The following is a 21,080-nucleotide window of genomic DNA, read 5'->3' on the forward strand; positions in this document are numbered from 1 at the left end:
CAGTATTACACATGATGTCAATCAGTAACGATGAAGCTCGGGATTCTCTGGATGCCCGAATCATCGACGCTGCGGCTGATTGCGTGATCGCCTTCGGCGTGGATCGCGTGACGTTGGCCGAGATCGCACGTCGTGCCGGCGTCAGCCGGCCGACGGTGTACCGGCGCTGGCCGGACACGCAGGCGATCCTCGCGGCGCTGCTGACGGCACGAATCACCAACGCGCTCAATGAGGTTGCCGTCACTGGCGACGACCGCGAGGCGATCGTCAAACGCATGGTCGGCATGGCGGAGCGGCTGCGCGCCGACGAAGTCATCATGTCCGTCCTGAGCAGCGCACCCGCGCTGGCGATGGTCTACATCTCGCAGCGCATGGGCACCAGCCAGCAGATCCTGCTGGAAGTGCTGGCCGGCGCGCTCGCCACGGCGCAGGCCGACGGCAGCGTCCGCCCCGGCGACCCCAGGCAACTCGCCGCCATGTGCCTGCTGATCGTCCAGTCCGCCATCCAGTCGGCGCAGATGGTCGCGCCTGTCCTCGACGTTGCCGCGCTGGACATCGAACTCGCGCACTCCCTGAACGGATACCTGAAACCATGAGCAGCAGTGCCCTCAACGCCGCCCGCCGCACAGCCGAGCTGACGGCGCTGGCGGACGGCGAGACCGTCGACGTCGTCGTCATCGGCGGCGGCATCACCGGCGTGGGCATCGCGCTGGACGCCGCGACCCGCGGACTGTCGACGGTGCTCGTCGAGAAGCACGACCTGGCGTTCGGCACCAGCCGGTGGAGTTCCAAACTCGTGCACGGCGGCCTGCGCTACCTGGCCACCGGAAACGTGGGCATCGCCCGGCGCAGCGCCATCGAGCGCGGCATCCTGATGAGCCGCAACGCCCCGCACCTCGTGCACGCCATGCCGCAACTCGTGCCGCTGCTGTCCGAGATTAACCGGGCCTCAAGGGCTTTGGTGCGTACCGGATTCATCGCCGGCGACGGCCTGCGCCGGCTGGCCGGCACATCGGCGTCGATCCTGCCGCGGTCGGGACGGGTCGACGCGGCCCGCGCGGCGGAGTTGGTGCCCGCGGTGCGCCGCGACGGACTCGACGGCGCGTTGCTCGCCTACGATGGCCAACTGATCGACGACGCCCGTCTGGTCACCGCGGTGGCGCGCACCGCCGCCCAGCATGGCGCCCGCATCCTGACCCGGGTGGCGGCGTCCGACGCCACCGGCACCTCGGTGCGGCTGACCGACCAACTCACCGGGGAAACTTTCGATCTGACGGCGCGCGCGGTGATCAACGCCGCCGGCGTGTGGGCCGGTGAGCTCGACGGCGCGATCAAGCTGCGGCCCAGCCGCGGCACCCACCTGGTGTTCGACGCCGCGGCGTTCGGCAATCCGACTGCGGCGCTGACGGTTCCGATCCCGGGCGAGCTCAACCGGTTCGTCTTCGCCATGCCCGAACAGCTCGGCCGCGTCTACCTCGGCCTCACCGACGAGGACGCGCCCGGCCCCATTCCGGATGTGCCGCAACCGACTCCGGCCGAGATCACGTTCCTGCTCGACACCGTCAACACCGCGCTGGCGACGAGCCTGGGGCCGGACGACGTCCTGGGTGCCTACGCGGGGCTGCGGCCATTGATCGATACCGGCGAGGGCAACACCGCCGACGTGTCGCGCGATCACGCCGTCGTCGTGTCCGGCAGCGGTGTGCTCAGCGTCATCGGTGGCAAGCTCACCGAATACCGGTACATGGCCGAGGATGTGCTGAATCGGGCGATGTCGCTGCGCGGGCTCGGCGCGGGGGAGTGCCGGACCCGGAATCTGCCGCTGGTCGGCGCTCCGGAGAACCCGGTGTCAGTGGATCGTCTTGCGGCGCTGCCGGAGTCGCTCGTGGCGCGCTACGGCGCCGAGGCGCCGAACGTGTTCGCCGCCGCCACGTGTGAGCGTCCCACCGAGCCGGTGGCCGACGGCATCGACGTCACCCGCGCCGAATTCGAATACGCCGTCACGCACGAAGGCGCGCTGACCGCCGACGACATCCTGGACCGCCGGACCCGGATCGGGCTCGTCGACGCCGACCGCGACCGCGTCGCCGAGGTGGCACAGGAGTTCATCTAGCTCCAAGACCCGTGTTGGAATCAGCATGATTCTGACGGAATCGCAGCCACGTCCGGTGGTCACGCCTGTCGCGGCACCGGGATCGGAGTCAACGGCAGTTCCCGGTGACGGCGCTTGGCTCTAGATTCCGGAGAGAAGTCTGCATTCGCCACTGCTCTTCTCTTGTGGTGGCATCACGTTCCCGGGAGTTGAGAAATGCCTGTTCTGACCACGACCACTCGCAACGGCAGTCGCGTCGAGTTCTCGCGGTAGACCGATGGCAATCACATTGCACTGGTTCCTGCCGACCAACGGTGACTCGCGCACCGACCTGAGTCTCGGCAACGCGGTCGGTGGCGCAGGCAGCCGGGCCGACGCCTTCGGCGCGGATCGGGCTCCCGACCTCGACTACCTCAGCCTGGTGGCCGGCGCCGCGGAGAAACTCGGGTTCACCGGCGCGCTGACCCCCACCAGCAGCTGGTGTGAGGACGCCTGGGTGTTCACGGCAGCGCTGACCCAGCGGACCGAACACTTCAAGTACCTCGTGGCCTTCCGGCCGGGGCTGCAGGCGCCGACCCTGGTCGCCCAGGCCGCCGCCACCTACCAGCGCATCTCGCGAAACCGATTGCTGCTCAACGTCGTCACCGGTGGTGATGACATCGAGCAGCGCCGCTTCGGCGACTACCTCGGCAAGTCGGAGCGCTACGAGCGGGCCGCCGAGTTCCTCACGATCTTCCGGCAGCTGTGGTCCGGCGAGCCGGTCACCTTCACCGGCAAGCACCTGTCCGTGGAGAACGCGACGATCATCCCGGCCGAGACCTGGCCGGACATCTACCTGGGCGGCTCGTCGGCCGAAGCGCTGGAAGTGGCCGCCGAACACGCCGACGTGTATCTGACCTGGGGTGAGCCGCCCGCTCAGGTCGCCGAGAAGCTCGACGCCGTGCGTCACCAGGTCAAGAACCTGGGCCGAGCGCGGCGCGCTGCCGGGGAACTGCGGTTCGGGATTCGGCTGCACGTCATCAGCCGCCCCACGGAAGAGGAGGCGTGGGCGCAGGCCGACAAACTGCTCGCGGGCCTCGATCCCGAGAGCATCAAGCGCGCCCAGCAGGTGCAGCGCAGCTCGCAGTCCGAGGGGCAACGCCGGATGTCGGCCCTCCACGGCGGTCGGACCGACAACCTGGAGGTCTCGCCCAACCTGTGGGCCGGTATCGGTCTGGTCCGTGGTGGCGCCGGCACCGCACTGGTCGGCAGTCATGAGCAGGTCGCCGACCGCATCGCCGAGTACCACGAGCTGGGCCTCGACGAGTTCATCCTGTCCGGGTATCCGCATCTGGAAGAGGCCTTCAGCTTCGGCGAGGGCGTCATCCCGATCCTGGCGGAGCGCGGCCTGCTCGCTGATCGGCACTCCTGAGACATGGCCCGCACCCGGGCTCCCCGGAGCCACGCCGAAGTCGTCGCCGTCGCGGAAGAGTTCGCGGCATCGGTGAAGCCCGGTGCGGCAGAACGTGATCGGGCCGGTGCGGTACCCCGCGCCGAAGTGGCCGAGTTCGACAAGCTGGGCCTGCCGGCCGTCACGGTGCCGATCGACGACGGGGGAGACGGGCTCGGGCCGCGTACGCTGGCCGAGGTCATCAGGATCGTCGCGGCCGCGGATCCCGCGCTGGCGCAGACGCCGCAGGGTCACTACCTGGCGGTGGACATCCTGCGCCTGCTCGGCACACCACTGCAGCGGGCCCGAATCCTGCCGGCTGTCGTCGACGGCGCGCGCATCGCCCCGGTGCTCGCCGAGCGCGGCGGTCACCATGCCCAGGACCTCAAGACGCGCCTGGTCAAGGACGGTGCGCGGTGGCGACTCGACGGCACCAAGTACTACTGCACCGGTGCCATCACGTCGCGGTGGCTGGCGGTCAGCGCGCTCGATCCCGCCGACCGTCTCGTGCTGGCCTTCGTCGAACGTGACGCCCCCGGGGTGTCGATCGACGAGGACTGGGCCGCCATGGGGCAGCGCTCGACCGTGAGTGGCACCACCACGCTCGACGGCGTCGCCGTCGACAGCGATCTGGTGGTGCCCTACTGGTCGGCATTCGAGAAGCCGCAACTGCTCGGTGCCCGCGCGCAGCTGGTGCACACCGCCATCGAAGCCGGCATCGCCGAGGGTGCCCTGGCCGATGCCGCCGAGTTCGTCCGCACCCGCAGCCGGCCGTTCTTCGAGGCGGTGCGCTACGGCGGCGCCAAGGCCGCGAGCGACGATCCGCACATCCTGCTGCGGTTCGGTCAGCTCGCCACCCGGACGCGCGCGTCGACCCAGCTGTTACGTTGGGCCGCAGGCGAACTCGAAGACATCGGGCTCGATGTCGCCGATCCCGACGCCGCCGCGCACGGCTCGATTGCGGTTGCGCAGGCCAAGGCCTTCGCCAGTGACGTGGCCGTCGACGTCGCCAGTCAGCTGTTCGCGTTGACCGGCGCGAGCGGCACCGACCGCCGCCACGACCTCGACCGGCACTGGCGCAATGCGCGGACCCACAGCGTGCACGACCCCGTCGACTGGAAGTACCACCACATCGGCGCGTGGGAGCTCTCCGGTGTCGCGCCGCCCAATCACGGGCAGATCTGAACCACTTGCGATCCGGGCGATTCTGAATCTTCGGACGCCGTCCGGTGCCCGATACCGTCGACAGATGTCCGCGAATCTGGAAGAGACACAGGTCGATTCGCCCCCGCGGAAGTCGCAGCCGTTCAAACCGGCGTTGTTTGTGGCGGTGACGGCGGGGCTGGGGTACGGCTTCGACTCCTACGCCGTGAACATCTACGGCCTGGTCCTGCCCGAGATCAAGAAGACCCTGCAGATCACCGAGGCCCAGGCCGGGTACATCGGGTCGATCTTCCTGGTCGGCTACACCATCGGCACCATCGGTTTCGGTATCGCCGCCGACCGGTGGGGCCGCAAGACCACGCTCGGTGCGTCGATCCTGCTCTACGGCATCACCACGGCACTGGCGGGCATCACCACCAATCTGGCCGCGTTCACCGGCCTGCGCTTCCTCACCGGTGTGGGCGGTGCCGGCGAGCTGGCGGTGGGCGCCCCCTATACCGCCGAGGTGTGGCCGACCAAGACCCGCGCGATCGGGGTGGGCGGCGTGATCTTCTCGTTGTTCTCGCTCGGTTACGTCCTCGCGGCCGCCGTCGCGCTGGTGCTGGTGCCGCGGTTCGGCTGGCAGGCGTCGTTCATCGTGGCGATCGTCCCGGCCATCATCCTGTTCCTTGTCCGCCAGGGCATCACGGAATCACCGCGCTACACCGAGGTCAACGAGACACGGAAGCGCGACGGCATTCCGCGAGCGAAGCTGTGGCAGCTACCTGGCGTACGGCGGCGGCTGGTCGTGGGCTGGCTGATCTACACCGCCAATGCGGTCGGCTACTGGGGCTCGACGCTGTTCCTGACCACCTACATCGTCAAGAGATTCCACGCGTCCACCACCGATGCGATTCGCTACGCCCTGGTGTTCTTCCTGCTGCAGGTCGTCTTCGTCTTCATCGGCACCGCGTTGGCCGACCGCTTCGGCCGCCGGCCCTCGGCGATCCTGGGCGCCGTCATCGAGGCCGGTTCGGCGATCTTGGCGGCCACGTCGGATTCGCTTGCCGAATACCAGGTCTACGGTGCCATCTCCATCGCCACCCTCGGCTGGCTCTGGGGCGTCGGGGACGCGTACATCTCCGAGCTGTTCCCAACCGTGCTGCGCGGCACCGGCTTTGGTGTCGCCGTCGGTGGCGGCCGCATCGTGTCGATCGCCGCGCCGACCGTCGTCGGCTGGGCCATCGGTCATTACGGCGTGCAGACGCCCTATCTGGCGCTGTCCGCCATCTGGCTCCTGACCGTGATCGGTTATCTGTTCGGGCCAGAGACCAAGGGCAAGGAGTTGGACGACCTTGCCGACGAGGCGCTGCTGGCGCGCGCCTGACTACGCCTGCTGGGCGAGCAGCAGGTCACGGATCGGCGAGCGCGTGTGCCGCTGCCACATGGCCTGCACCGGCAGCAGCAGCGGCGGCTGGAGGTCGACGACCGTGACCCGCCCGTCCAGCACCGGCCCCACCGGATGCGTGACGAACGCCACCGCGCCCGTCGTCAACGGCGCGGCCACGGTGGCCGCGCCCTGTACGCGACTCACGACATAGTCCGGCTCGAATCCGGCGCGGCGGCAGGCGCCGAGCAGCAGGTCGCTGTAGTACGACGCGCCGGGCGGTGCCCAGAGTGCGATGCGTTCGTCGGTCAGGTCGGTGAGGTCGACGGCGTCGCGCCCCGCCAAGGGGTGCGAACTCAGCACCGCCACGCGCACCGCGTGATAGCCCAGCACCGCGGTGGCGAGGTCGCGGTCCGGCACCACGCCGCGGCGCAGGGCGAGCTGGATCGAGCCGTCGAGCAGCGCGGGGGACAGCTGATCCGGAAACATCTGGCGGAACGTGAAGGACACGTCGTGGTAGGCGTCGATCACCGGCTCCAGCAGTGCGTACACCTCGACGCTCTCGAGCGCCGGCGTGTGGCCGACGACGTAGTTCTCCCGTGCGGCGCTGGCCGCGCGCTGCACGTGGTCGGTGACGGTGTGGGCGGCGGCCAGGAGGGTGCGCGCATCGCTGTGCAGCTGCCGGCCTGCCGGCGTCAAGGTGACCCGGCGGCCGTCCCGGTCGAAAAGCGTTGCGCCCAGCTCTTTTTCGAGCTGGCGGATCGAGCTGCTGAGCGCCTGCTGGCTCAGGTGCAGCTGGTCGGCGGCGCGGGTGAAGCCGCCCGCGTCGGCGACCGCGAGGAAGTGCTGCAGCCGGCGCAGATCGGGATACGGCCTGGTCATGCCGACCACCCTAACTACAACCATTGCTTGTGGATAGGTAGAAAAGTTTCGTTTCTAATTGTGGTCCGCCGTGGCTAGCGTGGGCCACATGAGCAATCTCGAAGGTAAAACAGCAGTCGTCGCCGCCGGAGCCAAGAACCTGGGCGGCCTGATCAGCACCACCCTCGGTGCCCGCGGCGTCAACGTCGCGGTGCACTACAACAGCGCGGCCACCGAGGCCGACGCCGATCAGACCGTTGCCGCCATCGAGTCCGCCGGCGCCAAGGCCATCAAGGTTCAGGGCGACCTGACCGTTCCCGGCAACGTGGAGAAGCTGTTCGACGCGGCTGTCGAGGCGTTCGGCGGTGTCGACATCGCGATCAACACCGTCGGCAAGGTGCTGCGGAAGCCGATCGTGGAAACCACTGAGGCCGAATACGATTCGATGTTCGACATCAACGCCAAGGCCGCGTACTTCTTCCTGCAGCAGGCGGGCCGCCGGCTCAACGACGGCGGATCGGTGATCACCATCGTGACGGCGCTGCTGGCGGCGTTCACCGACGGTTACAGCACCTACGCCGGCGCCAAGAGCCCCGTCGAGCACTTCACCCGCGCCGCCGCGAAAGAGTTCGCGGCGCGCGGGATCAACGTCAACAACGTGGGTCCGGGGCCCATGGACACGCCGTTCTTCTACGGCCAGGAGACCCCGGAGCGCGTGGCGTTCCACAAGTCGCAGGCGATGGGCGGCCGGCTGACCCTCATCGAGGACATCGCCCCGCTGGTCGTGTTCCTCACCGACGAGGGCCACTGGATCACCGGCCAGACCATCTTCGCCAACGGCGGCTACACCACGCGGTAGTGGCCGAAAGCTCAGCGGCGCCAGAACAAGTGGTGGATGACGCCGCTGGAGCTGGGCACCACGTCGCAGTGGTACCGGTCGAGCAGCTCGTCGGGGGACTCCCAGAGTCGTGAGCCCTCGCCGAGCGTCACGGTGGGGGACACCACGATGTGCAGGGTGTCGATCAGGTCGGCGTCGAGGAACTCCCGGACCGTCGTGGCCCCGCCGCCGATGCGAATGTCCTTGCCCTGCGCGGCCTCTCGGGCCAGTTCCAGCACCTCGGCGGGGGTCGCGTCGACGAAGTGGAATGTGGTGTCCGACAACGTGAACGACGGCCGCAGGTGGTGCGTCATCACGAAAACCGGGGTGTGGAACGGCGGTTCGTCGCCCCACCAGCCCTGCCAGTCGAGCCGCGCCGGCCCGCGGTAGGGGCTGAACTTGCCCGCGCCCATGATCTCGGCGCCGATGTTGTGGTGGAAGTCGCGCACGAGGTGGTCGTCAAGGCCGCGGGTGCCGCCCGGATCGGTGCGGTTGGGCCAGCTGGCGGTGGCGCCGGCCCAGGCGAACATGGTGCCCGGGTCGGCGTGGCCGAAGGGCCGCTCGAAACTCTGCCCGACACCGGCACCGAAGCCGTCCGCCGAGACGTTGAAGTTCTGCACTTTCACCAGTTGCGTCATGTGCGTGTTGACCTCCGGGGTTGGCGAAATTCATCGCGGACAAACAAAACTGCCCCTCGTCCTAAGGAGAGGGGCAGTTTTGTGGTTTGTCGCGTGATTACAGCGCGATGTTCTTGTGGCGACCGCGGCGGGCCGGGGCCTCGGCGAGGGCCTGGGTGATCTTGGACCGGGTGTGGGCCGGGTCGATCTTCTCGTCGACGACGCCGATCTCGATGGCCGAGTCGACGCCACCGGCGATCTTCTCGTGCTCGAGGGCCAGTTCCTCGTGCAGGGCCTCACGCTCGGCGGCGTCCTCGACGGCGGCCAGCTTGCGCTTGTGCAGGATGCCGACGGCGGCCTTGGCGCCCATGACGGCGACCTCGGCGTCCGGCCAGGCGAACACCTTCGTCGCGCCCAGCGACCGCGAGTTCATGGCGATGTACGCGCCGCCGTAGATCTTGCGGGTCACCAGCGTGACGCGGGGGACGACGGCCTCACCGAACGCGTGCAGCAGCTTGGCGCCACGGCGCACGACGCCGCCCCACTCCTGGTCGACACCGGGCAGGTAGCCGGGGACGTCGACCAGAACGATCAGCGGGATGCCGAAGGCGTCGCACAGCCGCACGAAACGTGCTGCCTTCTCGGCGCTTTCGGAGTTCAGGCAGCCGCCCAGACGCAGCGGGTTGTTGGCGATGACGCCGACGGAGCGACCGGCGAGGCGGCCCAGGCCGACCACGATGGACGGCGCCCACTTGGACTGGAACTCTTCGAACGGCACGCCCTCGTCGAGCAGGGCCTCGACGATCGGGTGCACGTCGTACGCGCGACGCGCCGACTCGGGCATGAGGGCCTTGATGTCGGTGTCGCCGGCCTCGGCCTTGGTGCGGTCGAAGTGGCCCTGCTGGCTGAACAGGCCGACCAGGCGACGGCCGCGCTCGTAGCAGTCGAGTTCGTCGTCGGCGACGATGTGGCACACGCCGGACTTCTTGTGGTGGGTGTCGGGGCCACCGAGCGAGACCATGTCGACGTCCTCACCGGTGACGCTGCGGACGACGTCCGGGCCGGTGACGAAGACGCGGCCCTCGGGGGCCATGACGATGACGTCGGTCAGGGCGGGGCCGTAGGCGGCACCACCGGCGGCGAAGCCGACTACCAGCGAAATCTGCGGGATGTAGCCCGAGGCCCGGATCATGGCCTCGAAGACCTGGCCGACCGCGTGCAGCGCGCGCACACCCTCGGCGAGGCGGGCGCCACCGGAGTGCCAGATGCCCACGATGGGGGCCTGCTCGTCGATGGCGGTGTCGTAGGCGCGGACGATGTGCGCGCAGCCGTCAACGCCCATGGCACCACCCATGACGGTGCCGTCGGTGGCGAACGCGATGGTGTGCACGCCGTTGACGGTGCCGGAGGCGGCCAGGACGCCCGACTTGTCGCGCTCGTGCAGCGGCTTGACGCTGCCCGGGTCGAAGAAGGTCGAGAGCCGCAGCAGCGGGTCGCGAGGATCAAGTGATTCGGCGGCCGTCGCCTCAGGTGCCAGGGTCGTCATTCTCTAATCTCCTTGATCTCGCGGTATGCGCTTCGTCGCTCAGTACCGGCCGAATGCGAGTGCGACGTTGTGTCCGCCGAACCCGAACGAGTTGTTGATCGCGTACTTGTAGTCGCCCTGCCGCGGAGCCTTGGAGACCACATCCAGATCGATCTCCGGATCCAGGTTGTCCAGGTTCAGTGTGGGCGGAATTACGCCGTCGCGCAGCGCGAGCACGGTGAGGATGGACTCCACCGCACCAACTGCACCCACCGAGTGGCCCAGCGCCGACTTGGGGGCGTACACCGCCGGCCGGTGGCCCTTCATGGCGTTGTTGATGGCCACGCCCTCGGCGACGTCACCGACGCTGGTGCCGGTCGCGTGCGCGTTGACGTGGTCGATGTCGGACGGCACGAGCCCGGCCAGTTCGATGGCCCGGGTCATGGCGTAGCCGGCCTGCTCACCGTTGGGGTCCGGCGCCACGATGTGGTAGCCGTCCGAGGTGACGCTCGCGCCCATCAGGCGGGCCAGAATGTTGGCGCCGCGGGCCTTGGCGTGTTCCTCGGTCTCGAGCACCAGCATGGCGCCACCCTCGCCGAACACGAAGCCGTTGCGGTCGCGGTCGAACGGGCGGCAGGCACCGGCCGGGTTGTCGTTGGTGTTGGACAGCACGATGCGCATCTGGGCGAACCCGGCGATCGGCACTGCCTCGATCTTGGTTTCGACACCGCCGGTGATGGCGACGTCGGCCTCGCCCAGCACCAGCTGGCGCCAGGCGTTGGCGATGGCTTCGGACCCGGACGCGCAGGCCGAGATCAGGGTGGACACCCCGGCCTTGGCCTTGCGCTCCAGTCCGACAGCGGCCGCCGCCCCGTTGGGCATGTACATCTGCACGACCAGCGGCGAAACCGCTCGCAGGCCGCGCTCGCGCATGCCGTCGTAGGCGAAGACCAGTTCCTCGGTCGAGCCGAGGCCGGTGCCGATCGACACCATCAGTCGTCGGGGGTCAACGTCCGGCGAGCCTGCGTTTTCCCAGACTCGCCGGCCGATGACCGTCGACATTTTCTGCAGATATGACAGCCGACGCAGTTCGACGCGCGTCAGTTCACTGTCGAAATCCTCGTGCAGATGCCCACCGATACGGACGGGAAGGTCGTACTTCTCGATGAAGTCATCTTCGAGAAGACGGATCCCGCTCTGCCCGTCAAGGAGCTTCTGCCACGTGGTTTCGGCATCGGTCGCCAGGGCAGTCGTCATGGCTACACCAGTGACGACCACATTGGGGAGACCATTCCCCGTTGACAACCTCTGTGCGGTTACCCCTGCCATTACTGCTCAATGTCCCTTCGACTTAATAACGCCCAAAGGCCAGGGCGACATTGTGTCCACCGAACCCGAACGAGTTGTTGATGGCGTACTTGTAGTCGCCATAACGAGGCTCGCCCGCAACAACATCGAGATCGATGGCGGGATCCGGCGTCTCGTAGTTGAGCGTCGGGGGGATGACCCCGTCGCGCAACGCGAGCACCGTCAACACGGACTCCAGCGCACCGACCGCACCGATGGAGTGGCCGAGCGCCGACTTCGGCGCGTACACCGCGGCGTTCTGACATCCGGCGACGCGGATGGCATTGGCCTCGGCGGTGTCACCGATCGGGGTGGCAGTGCCGTGGGCATTGACGTGGTCGATGTCCTTGGCGTCCAGCCCCGCGGTCTCCAGTGCACGCTTCATCGCGGCACCGGCGCGCACGCCGCCGTCTGCCGGGGCCACCATGTGGAACGCGTCCGAGGTGATACCGGCACCCAGCAGGCGGGCGATCGGCTTGGCGCCACGCGCCAGCGCGTGCTCTTCGGTCTCGATGATCATCATCGCGCCGGCTTCACCGAACACGAAGCCGTCACGATCCTTGTCGAACGGCCGCGACGCACCCGCGGGATCGTCGTTGCGGGTCGACATGGCGCGCATCATCGAGAACGCCGCGATGGGCAGTGCCTCGATGCCGCCTTCCACGCCACCGACGACGGCGAAGTCCGCGTCGCCCATGACGATCTGACGCCAGCCGTGGGCGATGGCCTCAGAACCCGACGAGCACGCCGACACCGGGGTGATGACCCCGGCGCGGGCGCCCAGCTCCAAGCCGGCGACCGCAGCCGCGCCGTTGGGCATGATCATCTGAACGGCGAGCGGGCTGACCTTGCGGATGCCGCCCTCGTTCATGGCGTCGTAGGTTTCGACGATCTTCTCGCCGCCACCGAGACCCGTGCCGATCACGACGGCGAAACGGTCGGGATCGACCTCGGGCGCACCCGCGTTCTTCCACAACCGTCGCGCCAGCACGAGCGACATGCGCTGCACGTACGAGTTACGGCGCAGTTCGACGCGGGTGAGCTCGGCCTCGAGATCGTCGACCAGGTGGCCACCGATACGCACCGGAAGGTCCCACTTGGTGACGAAATCGTCGGTCAACTCACGGATGCCGCTTTCGCCTGCCAGGAGGCCCTTCCACGTGCTCTCGATGTCAGCAGCGAGCGCCGTGGTTGCCTCCACGGCGGTCACCACGACGTTCGGGAAGCCTCCGTTAGCCGTGGAAGGCCTGGTCACTTGCTGAACTTATCGCGCAGCGCGGCAGCAGCCTCGGGGTTCTCTTCCTCGAGCTTCTGGATGTAGGCGACGACGTCACCAACGGTGCGCAGGCCGGCCAGGTCCTCGTCCGGGATCTTCACGCCGTACTTGTCCTCGGTCTGGACGGCGATCTCGACCATCGACAGCGAGTCGATGTCCAGGTCGTCGACGAAGGACTTCTCGGGGGTCACCTCAGACGGCTCGATGCCGGTGACCTCTTCGATGATCTCGGCGAGGCCGGCGATGATTTCTTCTTGACTGGCAGCCACGATGGCTCCTTCTTTTTGTTGTGTCGGCACACCGGATTTGGTGTGCCGGGTCGGTTGATTCGGGTTGGTTGCTTTTCAGGCCTACAGCCCTGTCAGAACTCGGTGAGTCCGTCCAAATCTGCGGGGGTCTTGATGGCGAAGGTGGGCACGCCCTTGACTTCGCGCTTGGCGATACCGGTGAGGGTGCCCGCCGGGGGGAACTCGATGATGCCGGTCACTTCCTGGCCTTCCTGTGCGGCACTGAAGCGCTTCCGCATCGTTTCCGAGCACAGGTCCCAGCGGACCGGGCGGGTCATCTGGGCGACCAGCTTGGCCATGGCGTCCGCGGCGTCGGCGACCGGCTGGCCGTCGGCGTTGGACAGCAGCGTGGTGGTCGGCTCGCTGGGGGTGACGGTCGCCGCGGCAGCCGCGTACGGCTCCTGCGCCGAGCCCATGAAGTGCGTGTGGAAGGCGCCGGCGGTGGCCAGGACACGGACGCGGGCCTTGGCCGGCGGATCCTCGGCCAGCTTCTCCAGCGCCGAGACGGCACCGGCCGCGACGATCTGACCCGCCGCGTTGCGGTTGGCCGGGACCAGTTCCAGGGCTTCCAGACGTGCGAGCACCTCGGCCTCGTCGCCACCGAGCACCGCGGCCATGCCGGTGGGCTCCAGGGCGCAGGCCTTGGCCATCTCGGCGCCGCGGGTGGCGGCGAGCTTGATGGCCTCGTCGGCGGAGATGACGCCCGCGATGGCGTAGGCGGCGATCTCGCCGACCGAGTGGCCGGCCACGATCGTGGTGGCACCGGCCAGGAGGCCGCGCTTGGTCAGCTCTTCGTGTGCGAGCAGCGTGGCCGCGACGACCAGCGGCTGGGTCACCGCGGTGTCGGTGATCTCCTCGGCGGTCGCCGTGGTGCCCAGCTGGGCGAGATCGAGACCGCTGATCTCCGACCAGGTGGCCAGACGGTCAGCCGCACCGGCCAGCTCCAACCATGGGGTGAGCATGCCGGGCGTCTGAGATCCCTGCCCGGGGGCAAGCAGCGCAAGCACAGGTGTTTGAGGCACGGATTAAGAAAACACTGTGAAGCGGGATTTATGCCGTGTAAGAGATTATGAACCTGGTCTTAAAGTTTTGTGGAATGTCTACAAAAACGCACGTTATGCAACGTTGGCGAGACCTGGCTGCGATGTGGATCACAGTCGGGGGTCGATAGCTACCGGCGGGTAGGTTTGCTGTAACTGTGCTGATCAGGCCGTTTGCTGGTTGGCTTGAGCGGGGGTACGGCTCAATCGACCCACTGTCGAGGCCACTCGGAGCACATAGGCGTCCCTGGGCACCATCGGATCGCGGCCGGTGAAGTCCGCGATCCGGCGCAGCCGGTACCGGACGGTGTTTGGATGAACGAACAATTTACGGGCGCACGCTTCTATGGCGCCGCCGGCGTCGAGGTAGGCGTCGAGCGTCTCTGTCAGCGCCGGACCCGCGTCTGCCAGCGGCCGGACGACCTCGAGTTCCAGGGCCGCGATGGCCGTGCGGTCCCCGAGCAGGGCGCGTTCGGGCAGCAGTTCGCGCGCGGCGACGGGGCGCGGTGCACCCGTCCAGCCGCTCACCGCATTCATTCCGGAGATGGCTTCGGTGGCGCTGTAATGGGCGGCTGCCAGCGTGGCGGCGGTCGGGCCGATGACCACCGGGGCGTCGGCGAACACGCCCATCAGTTCGCCCAGGAACCGATCGGTGGGCGAGATCTGTCCGGAGATGATGGCCACCAGCCAGGTGCCGTGGACGTCGGACAGGGCGACGCGACCGTTGCGGCTGGCGACGTCGTGGACGTCCTCGCTGGCCAGATCGGCGCGGTCGGGTTGCGGGTAGCCCACCACGACGGTGGCGGGCGCGGTGGCGTCCCAGTTCAGTGCCGCCGCCTGCGACTGCAGGCTGGTGCCGACGTCGCCACGCACCACGGCGTCGACGACGTTGGCCTCCATCCGGGTGTCCCAGGCGCCGCGGGCCTCGGCCTGGTCGGCGTATGCGCTGGCGGCGGCAAAGGCCAGGTCGCGGCTGTAGCGCAGGATGCCGGCGGTCAATGCCGTCAACTGTTCCTCGGTGCGGGCCAGCAGCGGCACCACTTCCTCGAAGAACTCCATGGTGGTCCGCACCATCTCCACCGACTGCCGCAGCGCGATGCGTCGCCGCAGGTCCTGGGGCACGACCTCGAAGGCCTCCGCGGTGTAGCTGACGTCGCTGTTGGGGTCGCGCATCCACTCGACGAAGTTGACGACCGCGGTCTGCACCACCAGATGCACGCTGGCCCGCTGCGAGGCCTCCAGTTCGGCGAAGAATGGCAGCCGTTCTTCGAGGGCGTGCACCGCCTGCGTCGCCAACGTGCCGGAGTACTGCTTGAGGCGACGCAGCACCGTCTCTGGGACGTTCTCGAGCACTTCGAGTGTCGACTTGGGCGGCACGAACCGCTTGCCGCTGGTCGCGTTGTCGGGCATGACTAAAAGCTACGCCTGATTTCTGGAGACTTCTGCCAATCCGGCCGCGCTGAGATGACGGTTTCTGACAGAAACCGTCATCTCAGCGTGCGCGGGCTCTACGCGCTGCCGGTGTCGGCGTACGACACCTCGGCGGCCGAGACGTCGTCGATCCGGTACTGCTTGGCGGCCGCGACGGCCACCGACGGGTCGATCTCGCCGTCGCGAGCCAGGGCCTCCAGCACCGCCACCACCACCGACTCCGCGTCGGTGTTGAAGAAGCGGCGGGCCGCCGGGCGGGTGTCGGAGAAGCCGAACCCGTCCGTGCCCAGCGTGACGTAGGTGTTCGGTACCCACGGGCGGATCTGCTCGGGCACCGCGCGCATCCAGTCGGATACCGCGACCACGGGGCCCGCGGTCTTCGCGAGCTGGGCGGTCACGTACGGCACGCCGGCCTGCTGGTCCGGGTGGCGCAGCGCGTGCCGGTCGATGTCCACGCCGTCGCGGTTCAGCTCGCCCCAGCTGGTCACCGACCACACGTCGGCGGCTACGTCCCAGTTCTCGGCCAGCAGGTCCGCCGCCCGCAGTGCCTCGGGCATCGAGACGCCCGACGCCAGGATCTGCGCCGTGCTGGAGCGCTTCTCCGGCGCGACGCGGTAGCGGTACATGCCGCGCAGGACGCCTTCGGGGTCGAAGTTCTCGGGCTCGGCCGGCTGGACGTACGGCTCGTTGTAGATGGTGATGTAGAAGTAGACGTTCTCGGAGTTCTCGCCGTACATGCGCTCGAGGCCGCTCTCGATGATGTACGCGATCTCGTAGGCGAACGCCGGGTCGTACGACACCACCGCGGGGTTGGTGGAGGCCAGCAGCAGCGAGTGACCGTCCGCGTGCTGCAGGCCCTCGCCGGTGAGCGTCGTGCGTCCGGCCGTGGCGCCCAGCACGAAGCCGCGGCCCATCTGGTCGGCCGCCGCCCAGAACCCGTCGCCGGTGCGCTGGAACCCGAACATCGAATAGAAGATGTAGATCGGGATCATCGGCAGGTCGTGCGTGGCGTACGACGTCGCGACCGCGGTGAACGACGCCGTCGACCCGGCCTCGTTGATGCCCTCGTGCAGGATCTGGCCGACTTCGGATTCCTTGTACGCCAACATCAAATCGGCGTCCACGGCGGTGTAGAGCTGGCCGTTGCGGTTGTAGATCTTCAGGCTCGGGAACCACGAGTCCATGCCGAACGTGCGCGCCTCGTCGGGAATGATCGGGACAATGCGTGGCCCGATGTTCTTGTCCCGCAACAGTTCTTTGAAGGTGCGCACCGTCGCCATCGTGGTGGCGACGGCCTGGTTACCCGAACCCTTCTTGAGCGATTTGTAGACGTCGCGGCCCGGCAGCGGCAGCGGCTTGGACTTGGTGCGCCGCTCCGGCAGGAAGCCGCCGAGCGCCCGGCGCCGGTCGAGCATGTACCGGATTTCCGGCGACTCGGAGCCCGGGTGGTAGTACGGCGGCAGGTACGGGTTCTCTTCGAGCTGGGCGTCGGTGATCGGCACCCGCGTCGCGTCGCGGAACTTCTTGAGGTCGTCGAGCGCCAGCTTCTTCATCTGGTGCGTCGCGTTGCGGCCCTCGAAGTGGCTGCCCAGCGTGTAGCCCTTGATGGTCTTGGCCAGGATCACGGTCGGCTGGCCCTTGTGCTCCATCGCGGCACGGTAGGCGGCGTACAGCTTGCGGTAGTCGTGGCCACCGCGCTTGAGGTTCCAGATCTCCTGGTCGGTCATGGGGTCGACCAGTGCCTTGGTGCGGGGGTCCCGGCCGAAGAAGTGGTCGCGGACGTACGCGCCGTCGTTGGCCTTGTAGGTCTGGTAGTCACCGTCGGGCGTGACGTTCATCAGGTTCACCAGCGCGCCGTCCTTGTCGGCGTGCAGCAGGGCGTCCCATTCGCGGCCCCACACCACCTTGATGACGTTCCAGCCGGCGCCGCGGAAGAACGACTCCAGCTCCTGGATGATCTTGCCGTTACCGCGGACCGGTCCGTCCAGGCGCTGCAGGTTGCAGTTGACGACGAACGTCAGGTTGTCGAGCGCCTCGTTGGCGGCGACCTGGATCAGGCCACGGCTCTCGGGCTCGTCCATCTCGCCGTCGCCGAGGAAGGCCCACACATGCTGATCGCTGGTGTCCTTGAGGCCGCGGTCGTGCAGGTAGTGGTTGAAGCGCGCCTGGTAGATGGCGTTCATCGGGCCCAAACCCATTGACACCGTGGGGAATTCCCAGAAATCGGGCATCAGGCGGGGATGCGGGTACGACGGCAGGCCGCCGCCGGCGTGGCTGTGCTCCTGCCGGAAGCCGTCCAGTTGGTCGGTAGACAGCCGGCCCTCGAGGAAGGCGCGGGCGTAGATGCCGGGGGAGGCGTGGCCCTGGATGAAGATCTGGTCGCCGCCGCCGGGGTGGTTCTTGCCGCGGAAGAAGTGGTTGAAGCCGACCTCGTACAGCGACGCCGAGGATGCGTACGTCGAAATGTGGCCGCCCACACCGACTCCCGGCCGCTGGGCGCGGTGCACCATGATCGCGGCGTTCCAGCGGATCCAGCGGCGGAAGCGGCGCTCGACCTCTTCGTCACCGGGGAACCACGGCTCCAGGTCGGTGGGGATGGTGTTGACGTAGTCGGTGGACGTCAGCGCGGGGATGGACACGCGCATCTCCCGCGAGCGCTCCAACAGCCGCAGCATCAGGTAGCGGGCACGCGCGGGCCCTGACCGACCCAACAGGTCGTCGAACGATTCCAGCCATTCGGCGGTCTCGTCTGGGTCGATGTCGGGTAGGTACGACGCGACACCATCACGGATCACCCGGACCCGGTCGGGTTCGGCTGAGGTACTGGAGTTTTGAGCCAGGTCTTGGCGCACGAACTCAGTGGTCAACTGCCACTCCTTGGTATTCGATTTTGGGGATGCTTTTGGCACTGCCCATCGTCCCCCCATCGTTGCGCAGATTAGGCGTTGGGGTGGGCTACCGGCGAGTACGCGTTCGGATGCCCGCGATTGACACATCAACCCTGTACGGTCAGCTGATGATGACCAGCGCGGCTAGTGTGTCGCGGCTTCGCGCAGCCGCTTTGGTATCCGGAGGCGTGGCGGTATCCGCCATGATGCTCGTCGGCTGCAGTAAGTCCGTCGAGGGCAGCTCGACGGTCGACCAACCGGGCGCCGCGGCATACCGCACCTCGGTGTCGCTGTCCGCGGCTGCGTCGGCCAGTTCCAGTTCGTCGAGCGCCTCCGCGGCGGCGACGGAGGCCGCGTGCCAGACGTTCGTCGACACCGGCAAACCGGCGATGCAGGCCGTGAACGCCTACGTCGACGCCGAGAACGCCGGTGGCACCGACGCCGCCAAGCTGCAGGCCGCGGTCGACGCGCTGCACAACGCCGCGGACGCGGTGACCAAGAGCGCCACGACAGTGCAGTCGGACACCCTCAAGGCGGCGCTCGCCGGCTGGTCGGCGGCGGCCCAGTCGTTGGCGACGGCGATCAGCACCAATGCGTCGACCTCGGATTTCAACACGGCGGTCGACTCGTTCAATGAGGCCAAGTCGGCCACCGAGACCGCGTGCGAGTAACGCCCGCACATCAAAGATGTGTCTTGCGTCGAATGAATCGTCGTCGCATGCGACTATTGGGTTCCACACATACAGGCTGCAAACAGGCAGGTTAGAGGAGGACACCGGTGGCCGCGGCGGACGCGCCGAACTACGCCCAGAGACTGGGCATTCACAAAGATCAGATCGTCCAGGAGCTGGGCTGGGACGAGGACACCGACGACGACATCCGCGCTGACATCGAAGATGCCTGCGGCGGAGAGCTTCTCGACGAGGATTCCGACGAAGTGGTGGACGTCGTGCTGCTGTGGTGGCGCGATGATGACGGTGACCTGGTGGACCGCTTGATGGACGCGATCACCCCGCTGGCCGATGACGGCGTCATCTGGGTGGTCACTCCCAAAACCGGCAAGGGTGGCCACGTCCAGCCCGCCGAGATCGCCGAGTCCGCGCCCACCGCCGGGCTGGTCGTCACCTCGTCGGCCAACCTCGGGGACTGGATCGCCAGCCGCCTGGTGCAGCCCAAGTCGAAGGCCGCGGGCCGGCACTAGTGCGGTTGGCTGTTGTGCCGCGGCTGGACGGTGCGGCCGCCTCTGTGCGGCAAATCCGTTGTCGGTGGGCCGTCGTCGCGTCGAGTGCAACCACACGGCGGAAAACCGGCCTGCTTTCCGCCACCACGTTGCGTTCGCGGGTTCGGTCATGATCGACGTCGGGTCCGTCGCACCGGACTTCACGCTCAAAGACCAGCACGGTCGCGCCGTGACGCTGTCGGCGTTACGCGGCCGGAACGTGTTGCTGGTGTTCTTCCCGCTGGCGTTCACCCCGGTGTGTGCGGGGGAGCTCGGCGAGATTCAGGACAACCTGGCCCGGTACCGCAATGACTCGGTGGAAACGCTGACCATCTCGGTCGGGCCGCCGGCCACCCACAAGGTGTGGGCGCGCGAATCGGGCTTCGAGTTCCCGATCCTGTGCGACTTCTGGCCGCATGGCGCGGTGGCCCAGCTCTATGGGGTTTTCAACGAGGTTTCCGGGTACCCGGACCGAGGCACGTTCCTCGTCGACCGGGAGGGCATCGTGCGATTCGCGGAGTGCACATCGCCTGGCGAGGCGCGCGACCAGTCGGTCTGGGTTTCGGCGCTGAACGCGCTCGACTGATTTTCCCTTGGCCGCCATCGGCGTGTAGCGTGCCCGAGGCGGGGCGCGTAGCTCAGTGGTAGAGCTCTGGTTTTACACACCAGCGGTCGGCGGTTCGATACCGTCCGCGCCCACCAAATTTCCCCTGGTAGCGGCCTTGTCGGCCGCCGGGGTGCGGTCTAGTCGACCGGGCTCATGTCGTCGGCGCTCCAGCGCACCGCGGTGACGGCCGGTGCCTTGATGACATCGGCGAGGGCCGCCTCGATGCGGTGGTCGTCGCGTTCGTCGGCGATGACGGTGGCCGTGATGCGCACCCCTTCGTCGTCGGGCAGATCGACCGCGGAGATGGAGCGCACCGTGAGGTTGGGGTGCGAGATGGCGTCGAAGATGAGGCTGCGGATGTGCAGCTCGGCGGTCGTGGCGCACCGTACCTCGAACCGGTATTCGGCAGAGGACTCTTCGGCGCCCGGACGGCGGTGCCGGTCCAGCGTGCGTCCCACCGGCCGCAGGAAGATGTTGGCGGCGATCACCGCGCAGCTTCCGATCACGGCGGGGATCAACAGTCCGCCGCCGGCCAGGGCGCCGATGGCGGCGGAGGCCCACAGGGTGGCCGCGGTGTTGAGTCCGGAGATCGTGGCGCCCTGCTGCATGATCACGCCGGCGCCGAGGAAGCCGATGCCGGACGCGACCTGGGCGGCGACCCGGGTCGGATCGGCATGTTCCCCCGCGAAGGTGTAGCCACCCATGATGACGAACAGCGTCGACCCGAGGCTGACCAGTGCAGCCGTGCGCAATCCGGCATTGCGGGACCGCCACTGACGCTCCAGCCCGATCGCCGCGCCGAGCCCCAGGCCGGCGGCGATCCGCAGCGCGATATCCAGTGTGTCGATCACCCTTGTGCTCCGGTTGCTTTCGAATTCCGGGGCGCGCTCTCGGCGCGTCCGCGGCTGCGACGGCAGTAGGGGCGGATGGTAAGGATCGACTACGAACTCAAGGTGAACGGCGGGCGACCTGTGGTCACCGTGAGGCGCGGATATCGTTGATTCAGTGCGTATTTCGCATTGCTGCGGCTGTCTGTGAGTTACCTCCGGATGTG

The 21,080-nt window shown here is 67.9% G+C and carries 19 protein-coding genes and 1 tRNA gene; 10 read left to right on the forward strand and 10 right to left on the reverse strand.

Annotated elements, in window-relative coordinates; translation table 11 throughout:
* Positions 1 to 11: 11 nt before the first annotated feature.
* From ACJH6J_RS13435 to ACJH6J_RS13455, 5 genes are all read left to right on the forward strand, one after another.
* On the forward strand, positions 12 to 596 hold the full coding sequence (locus ACJH6J_RS13435) for a TetR/AcrR family transcriptional regulator (RefSeq protein ID WP_212812174.1): 585 nt from the start codon (positions 12 to 14) through the stop codon (positions 594 to 596).
* Positions 593 to 2,113 carry a glycerol-3-phosphate dehydrogenase/oxidase gene (locus tag ACJH6J_RS13440; protein ID WP_212812173.1) on the forward strand — a complete coding sequence of 507 codons (1,521 nt, stop codon included), beginning with the start codon at positions 593 to 595 and terminating at the stop codon, positions 2,111 to 2,113. Before ACJH6J_RS13435 ends, ACJH6J_RS13440 begins: the two co-directional genes overlap by 4 nt.
* A gap of 256 nt (positions 2,114 to 2,369) precedes the next feature.
* Entirely contained in the window at positions 2,370 to 3,503 is a 1,134-nt protein-coding gene (locus ACJH6J_RS13445) for an LLM class flavin-dependent oxidoreductase (protein WP_212812172.1), read from the forward strand.
* Between the two features lie 3 nt (positions 3,504 to 3,506).
* Complete coding sequence (locus ACJH6J_RS13450) at positions 3,507 to 4,706, forward strand: acyl-CoA dehydrogenase family protein (RefSeq protein ID WP_212812171.1); 1,200 nt, start codon at positions 3,507 to 3,509, stop codon at positions 4,704 to 4,706.
* A 64-nt stretch (positions 4,707 to 4,770) separates the two neighbouring features.
* Positions 4,771 to 6,051 (forward strand): MFS transporter, encoded by a 1,281-nt coding sequence (locus tag ACJH6J_RS13455; protein WP_212812170.1) that lies wholly within the window; start codon positions 4,771 to 4,773, stop codon positions 6,049 to 6,051.
* Here ACJH6J_RS13455 and ACJH6J_RS13460 read toward each other — a convergent pair whose 3' ends face one another.
* Entirely contained in the window at positions 6,052 to 6,933 is an 882-nt protein-coding gene (locus ACJH6J_RS13460; protein WP_212812169.1) for a LysR family transcriptional regulator, read from the reverse strand.
* A gap of 88 nt (positions 6,934 to 7,021) precedes the next feature.
* Between ACJH6J_RS13460 and ACJH6J_RS13465 the strand changes: the two genes are divergently transcribed.
* A complete protein-coding gene (locus ACJH6J_RS13465) occupies positions 7,022 to 7,771 on the forward strand; it encodes an SDR family oxidoreductase (protein WP_212812168.1) in 750 nt (249 codons plus the stop codon).
* Between the two features lie 11 nt (positions 7,772 to 7,782).
* Here the strand turns inward: ACJH6J_RS13465 and ACJH6J_RS13470 are convergent, their stop codons facing one another.
* The 8 genes from ACJH6J_RS13470 to aceE form a co-directional block, all read right to left on the reverse strand.
* Positions 7,783 to 8,427 (reverse strand): dihydrofolate reductase family protein, encoded by a 645-nt coding sequence (locus ACJH6J_RS13470; protein WP_212812167.1) that lies wholly within the window; start codon positions 8,425 to 8,427, stop codon positions 7,783 to 7,785.
* Positions 8,428 to 8,524: 97 nt separating this feature from the next.
* On the reverse strand, positions 8,525 to 9,952 hold the full coding sequence (locus ACJH6J_RS13475; protein WP_212812166.1) for an acyl-CoA carboxylase subunit beta: 1,428 nt from the start codon (positions 9,950 to 9,952) through the stop codon (positions 8,525 to 8,527).
* 39 nt (positions 9,953 to 9,991) lie between these two features.
* The gene (gene kasB, locus ACJH6J_RS13480; protein WP_212812165.1) at positions 9,992 to 11,260 is read right to left on the reverse strand and encodes a 3-oxoacyl-ACP synthase KasB; all 1,269 of its coding nucleotides are present in this window, start codon (positions 11,258 to 11,260) and stop codon (positions 9,992 to 9,994) included.
* A 22-nt stretch (positions 11,261 to 11,282) separates the two neighbouring features.
* Positions 11,283 to 12,533, reverse strand: coding sequence for a 3-oxoacyl-ACP synthase KasA (gene kasA / locus ACJH6J_RS13485; protein WP_212812164.1), 1,251 nt, complete (start codon positions 12,531 to 12,533; stop codon positions 11,283 to 11,285).
* On the reverse strand, positions 12,530 to 12,823 hold the full coding sequence (acpM, locus tag ACJH6J_RS13490; protein WP_061006272.1) for a meromycolate extension acyl carrier protein AcpM: 294 nt from the start codon (positions 12,821 to 12,823) through the stop codon (positions 12,530 to 12,532). The genes kasA and acpM overlap by 4 nt, the downstream gene beginning before the upstream one ends.
* A 92-nt stretch (positions 12,824 to 12,915) precedes the next feature.
* Positions 12,916 to 13,848: an ACP S-malonyltransferase gene (locus ACJH6J_RS13495; RefSeq protein WP_212814883.1), complete on the reverse strand. Its 933-nt coding sequence runs from the start codon at positions 13,846 to 13,848 to the stop codon at positions 12,916 to 12,918.
* Between the two features lie 198 nt (positions 13,849 to 14,046).
* Positions 14,047 to 15,291, reverse strand: a complete 1,245-nt coding sequence (locus ACJH6J_RS13500) for a PucR family transcriptional regulator (RefSeq protein WP_406801306.1) — start codon at positions 15,289 to 15,291, stop codon at positions 14,047 to 14,049.
* A gap of 98 nt (positions 15,292 to 15,389) precedes the next feature.
* Positions 15,390 to 18,179 (reverse strand): pyruvate dehydrogenase (acetyl-transferring), homodimeric type, encoded by a 2,790-nt coding sequence (aceE, locus tag ACJH6J_RS13505; RefSeq protein ID WP_406801307.1) that lies wholly within the window; start codon positions 18,177 to 18,179, stop codon positions 15,390 to 15,392.
* 209 nt (positions 18,180 to 18,388) lie between these two features.
* Between aceE and ACJH6J_RS13510 the strand changes: the two genes are divergently transcribed.
* The 4 genes from ACJH6J_RS13510 (at position 18,389) to ACJH6J_RS13525 (ending at position 20,121) form a co-directional block, all read left to right on the forward strand.
* Positions 18,389 to 18,871, forward strand: a complete 483-nt coding sequence (locus ACJH6J_RS13510) for a hypothetical protein (protein WP_406801308.1) — start codon at positions 18,389 to 18,391, stop codon at positions 18,869 to 18,871.
* A 107-nt stretch (positions 18,872 to 18,978) separates the two neighbouring features.
* Positions 18,979 to 19,401: a DUF3052 domain-containing protein gene (locus tag ACJH6J_RS13515; protein WP_020104234.1), complete on the forward strand. Its 423-nt coding sequence runs from the start codon at positions 18,979 to 18,981 to the stop codon at positions 19,399 to 19,401.
* A gap of 148 nt (positions 19,402 to 19,549) precedes the next feature.
* Positions 19,550 to 20,005: a peroxiredoxin gene (locus ACJH6J_RS13520; protein WP_138248534.1), complete on the forward strand. Its 456-nt coding sequence runs from the start codon at positions 19,550 to 19,552 to the stop codon at positions 20,003 to 20,005.
* A gap of 41 nt (positions 20,006 to 20,046) precedes the next feature.
* A tRNA-Val gene (locus ACJH6J_RS13525) sits at positions 20,047 to 20,121 on the forward strand.
* Positions 20,122 to 20,163: 42 nt separating this feature from the next.
* Here the strand turns inward: ACJH6J_RS13525 and ACJH6J_RS13530 are convergent.
* Complete coding sequence (locus ACJH6J_RS13530) at positions 20,164 to 20,874, reverse strand: MgtC/SapB family protein (protein WP_163693127.1); 711 nt, start codon at positions 20,872 to 20,874, stop codon at positions 20,164 to 20,166.
* Between the last annotated feature and the right edge of the window lie 206 nt (positions 20,875 to 21,080).

Origin of the sequence: Mycobacterium sp. SMC-18 (genome assembly GCF_045310895.1) — a bacterium.
GTDB lineage: Bacteria > Actinomycetota > Actinomycetes > Mycobacteriales > Mycobacteriaceae > Mycobacterium.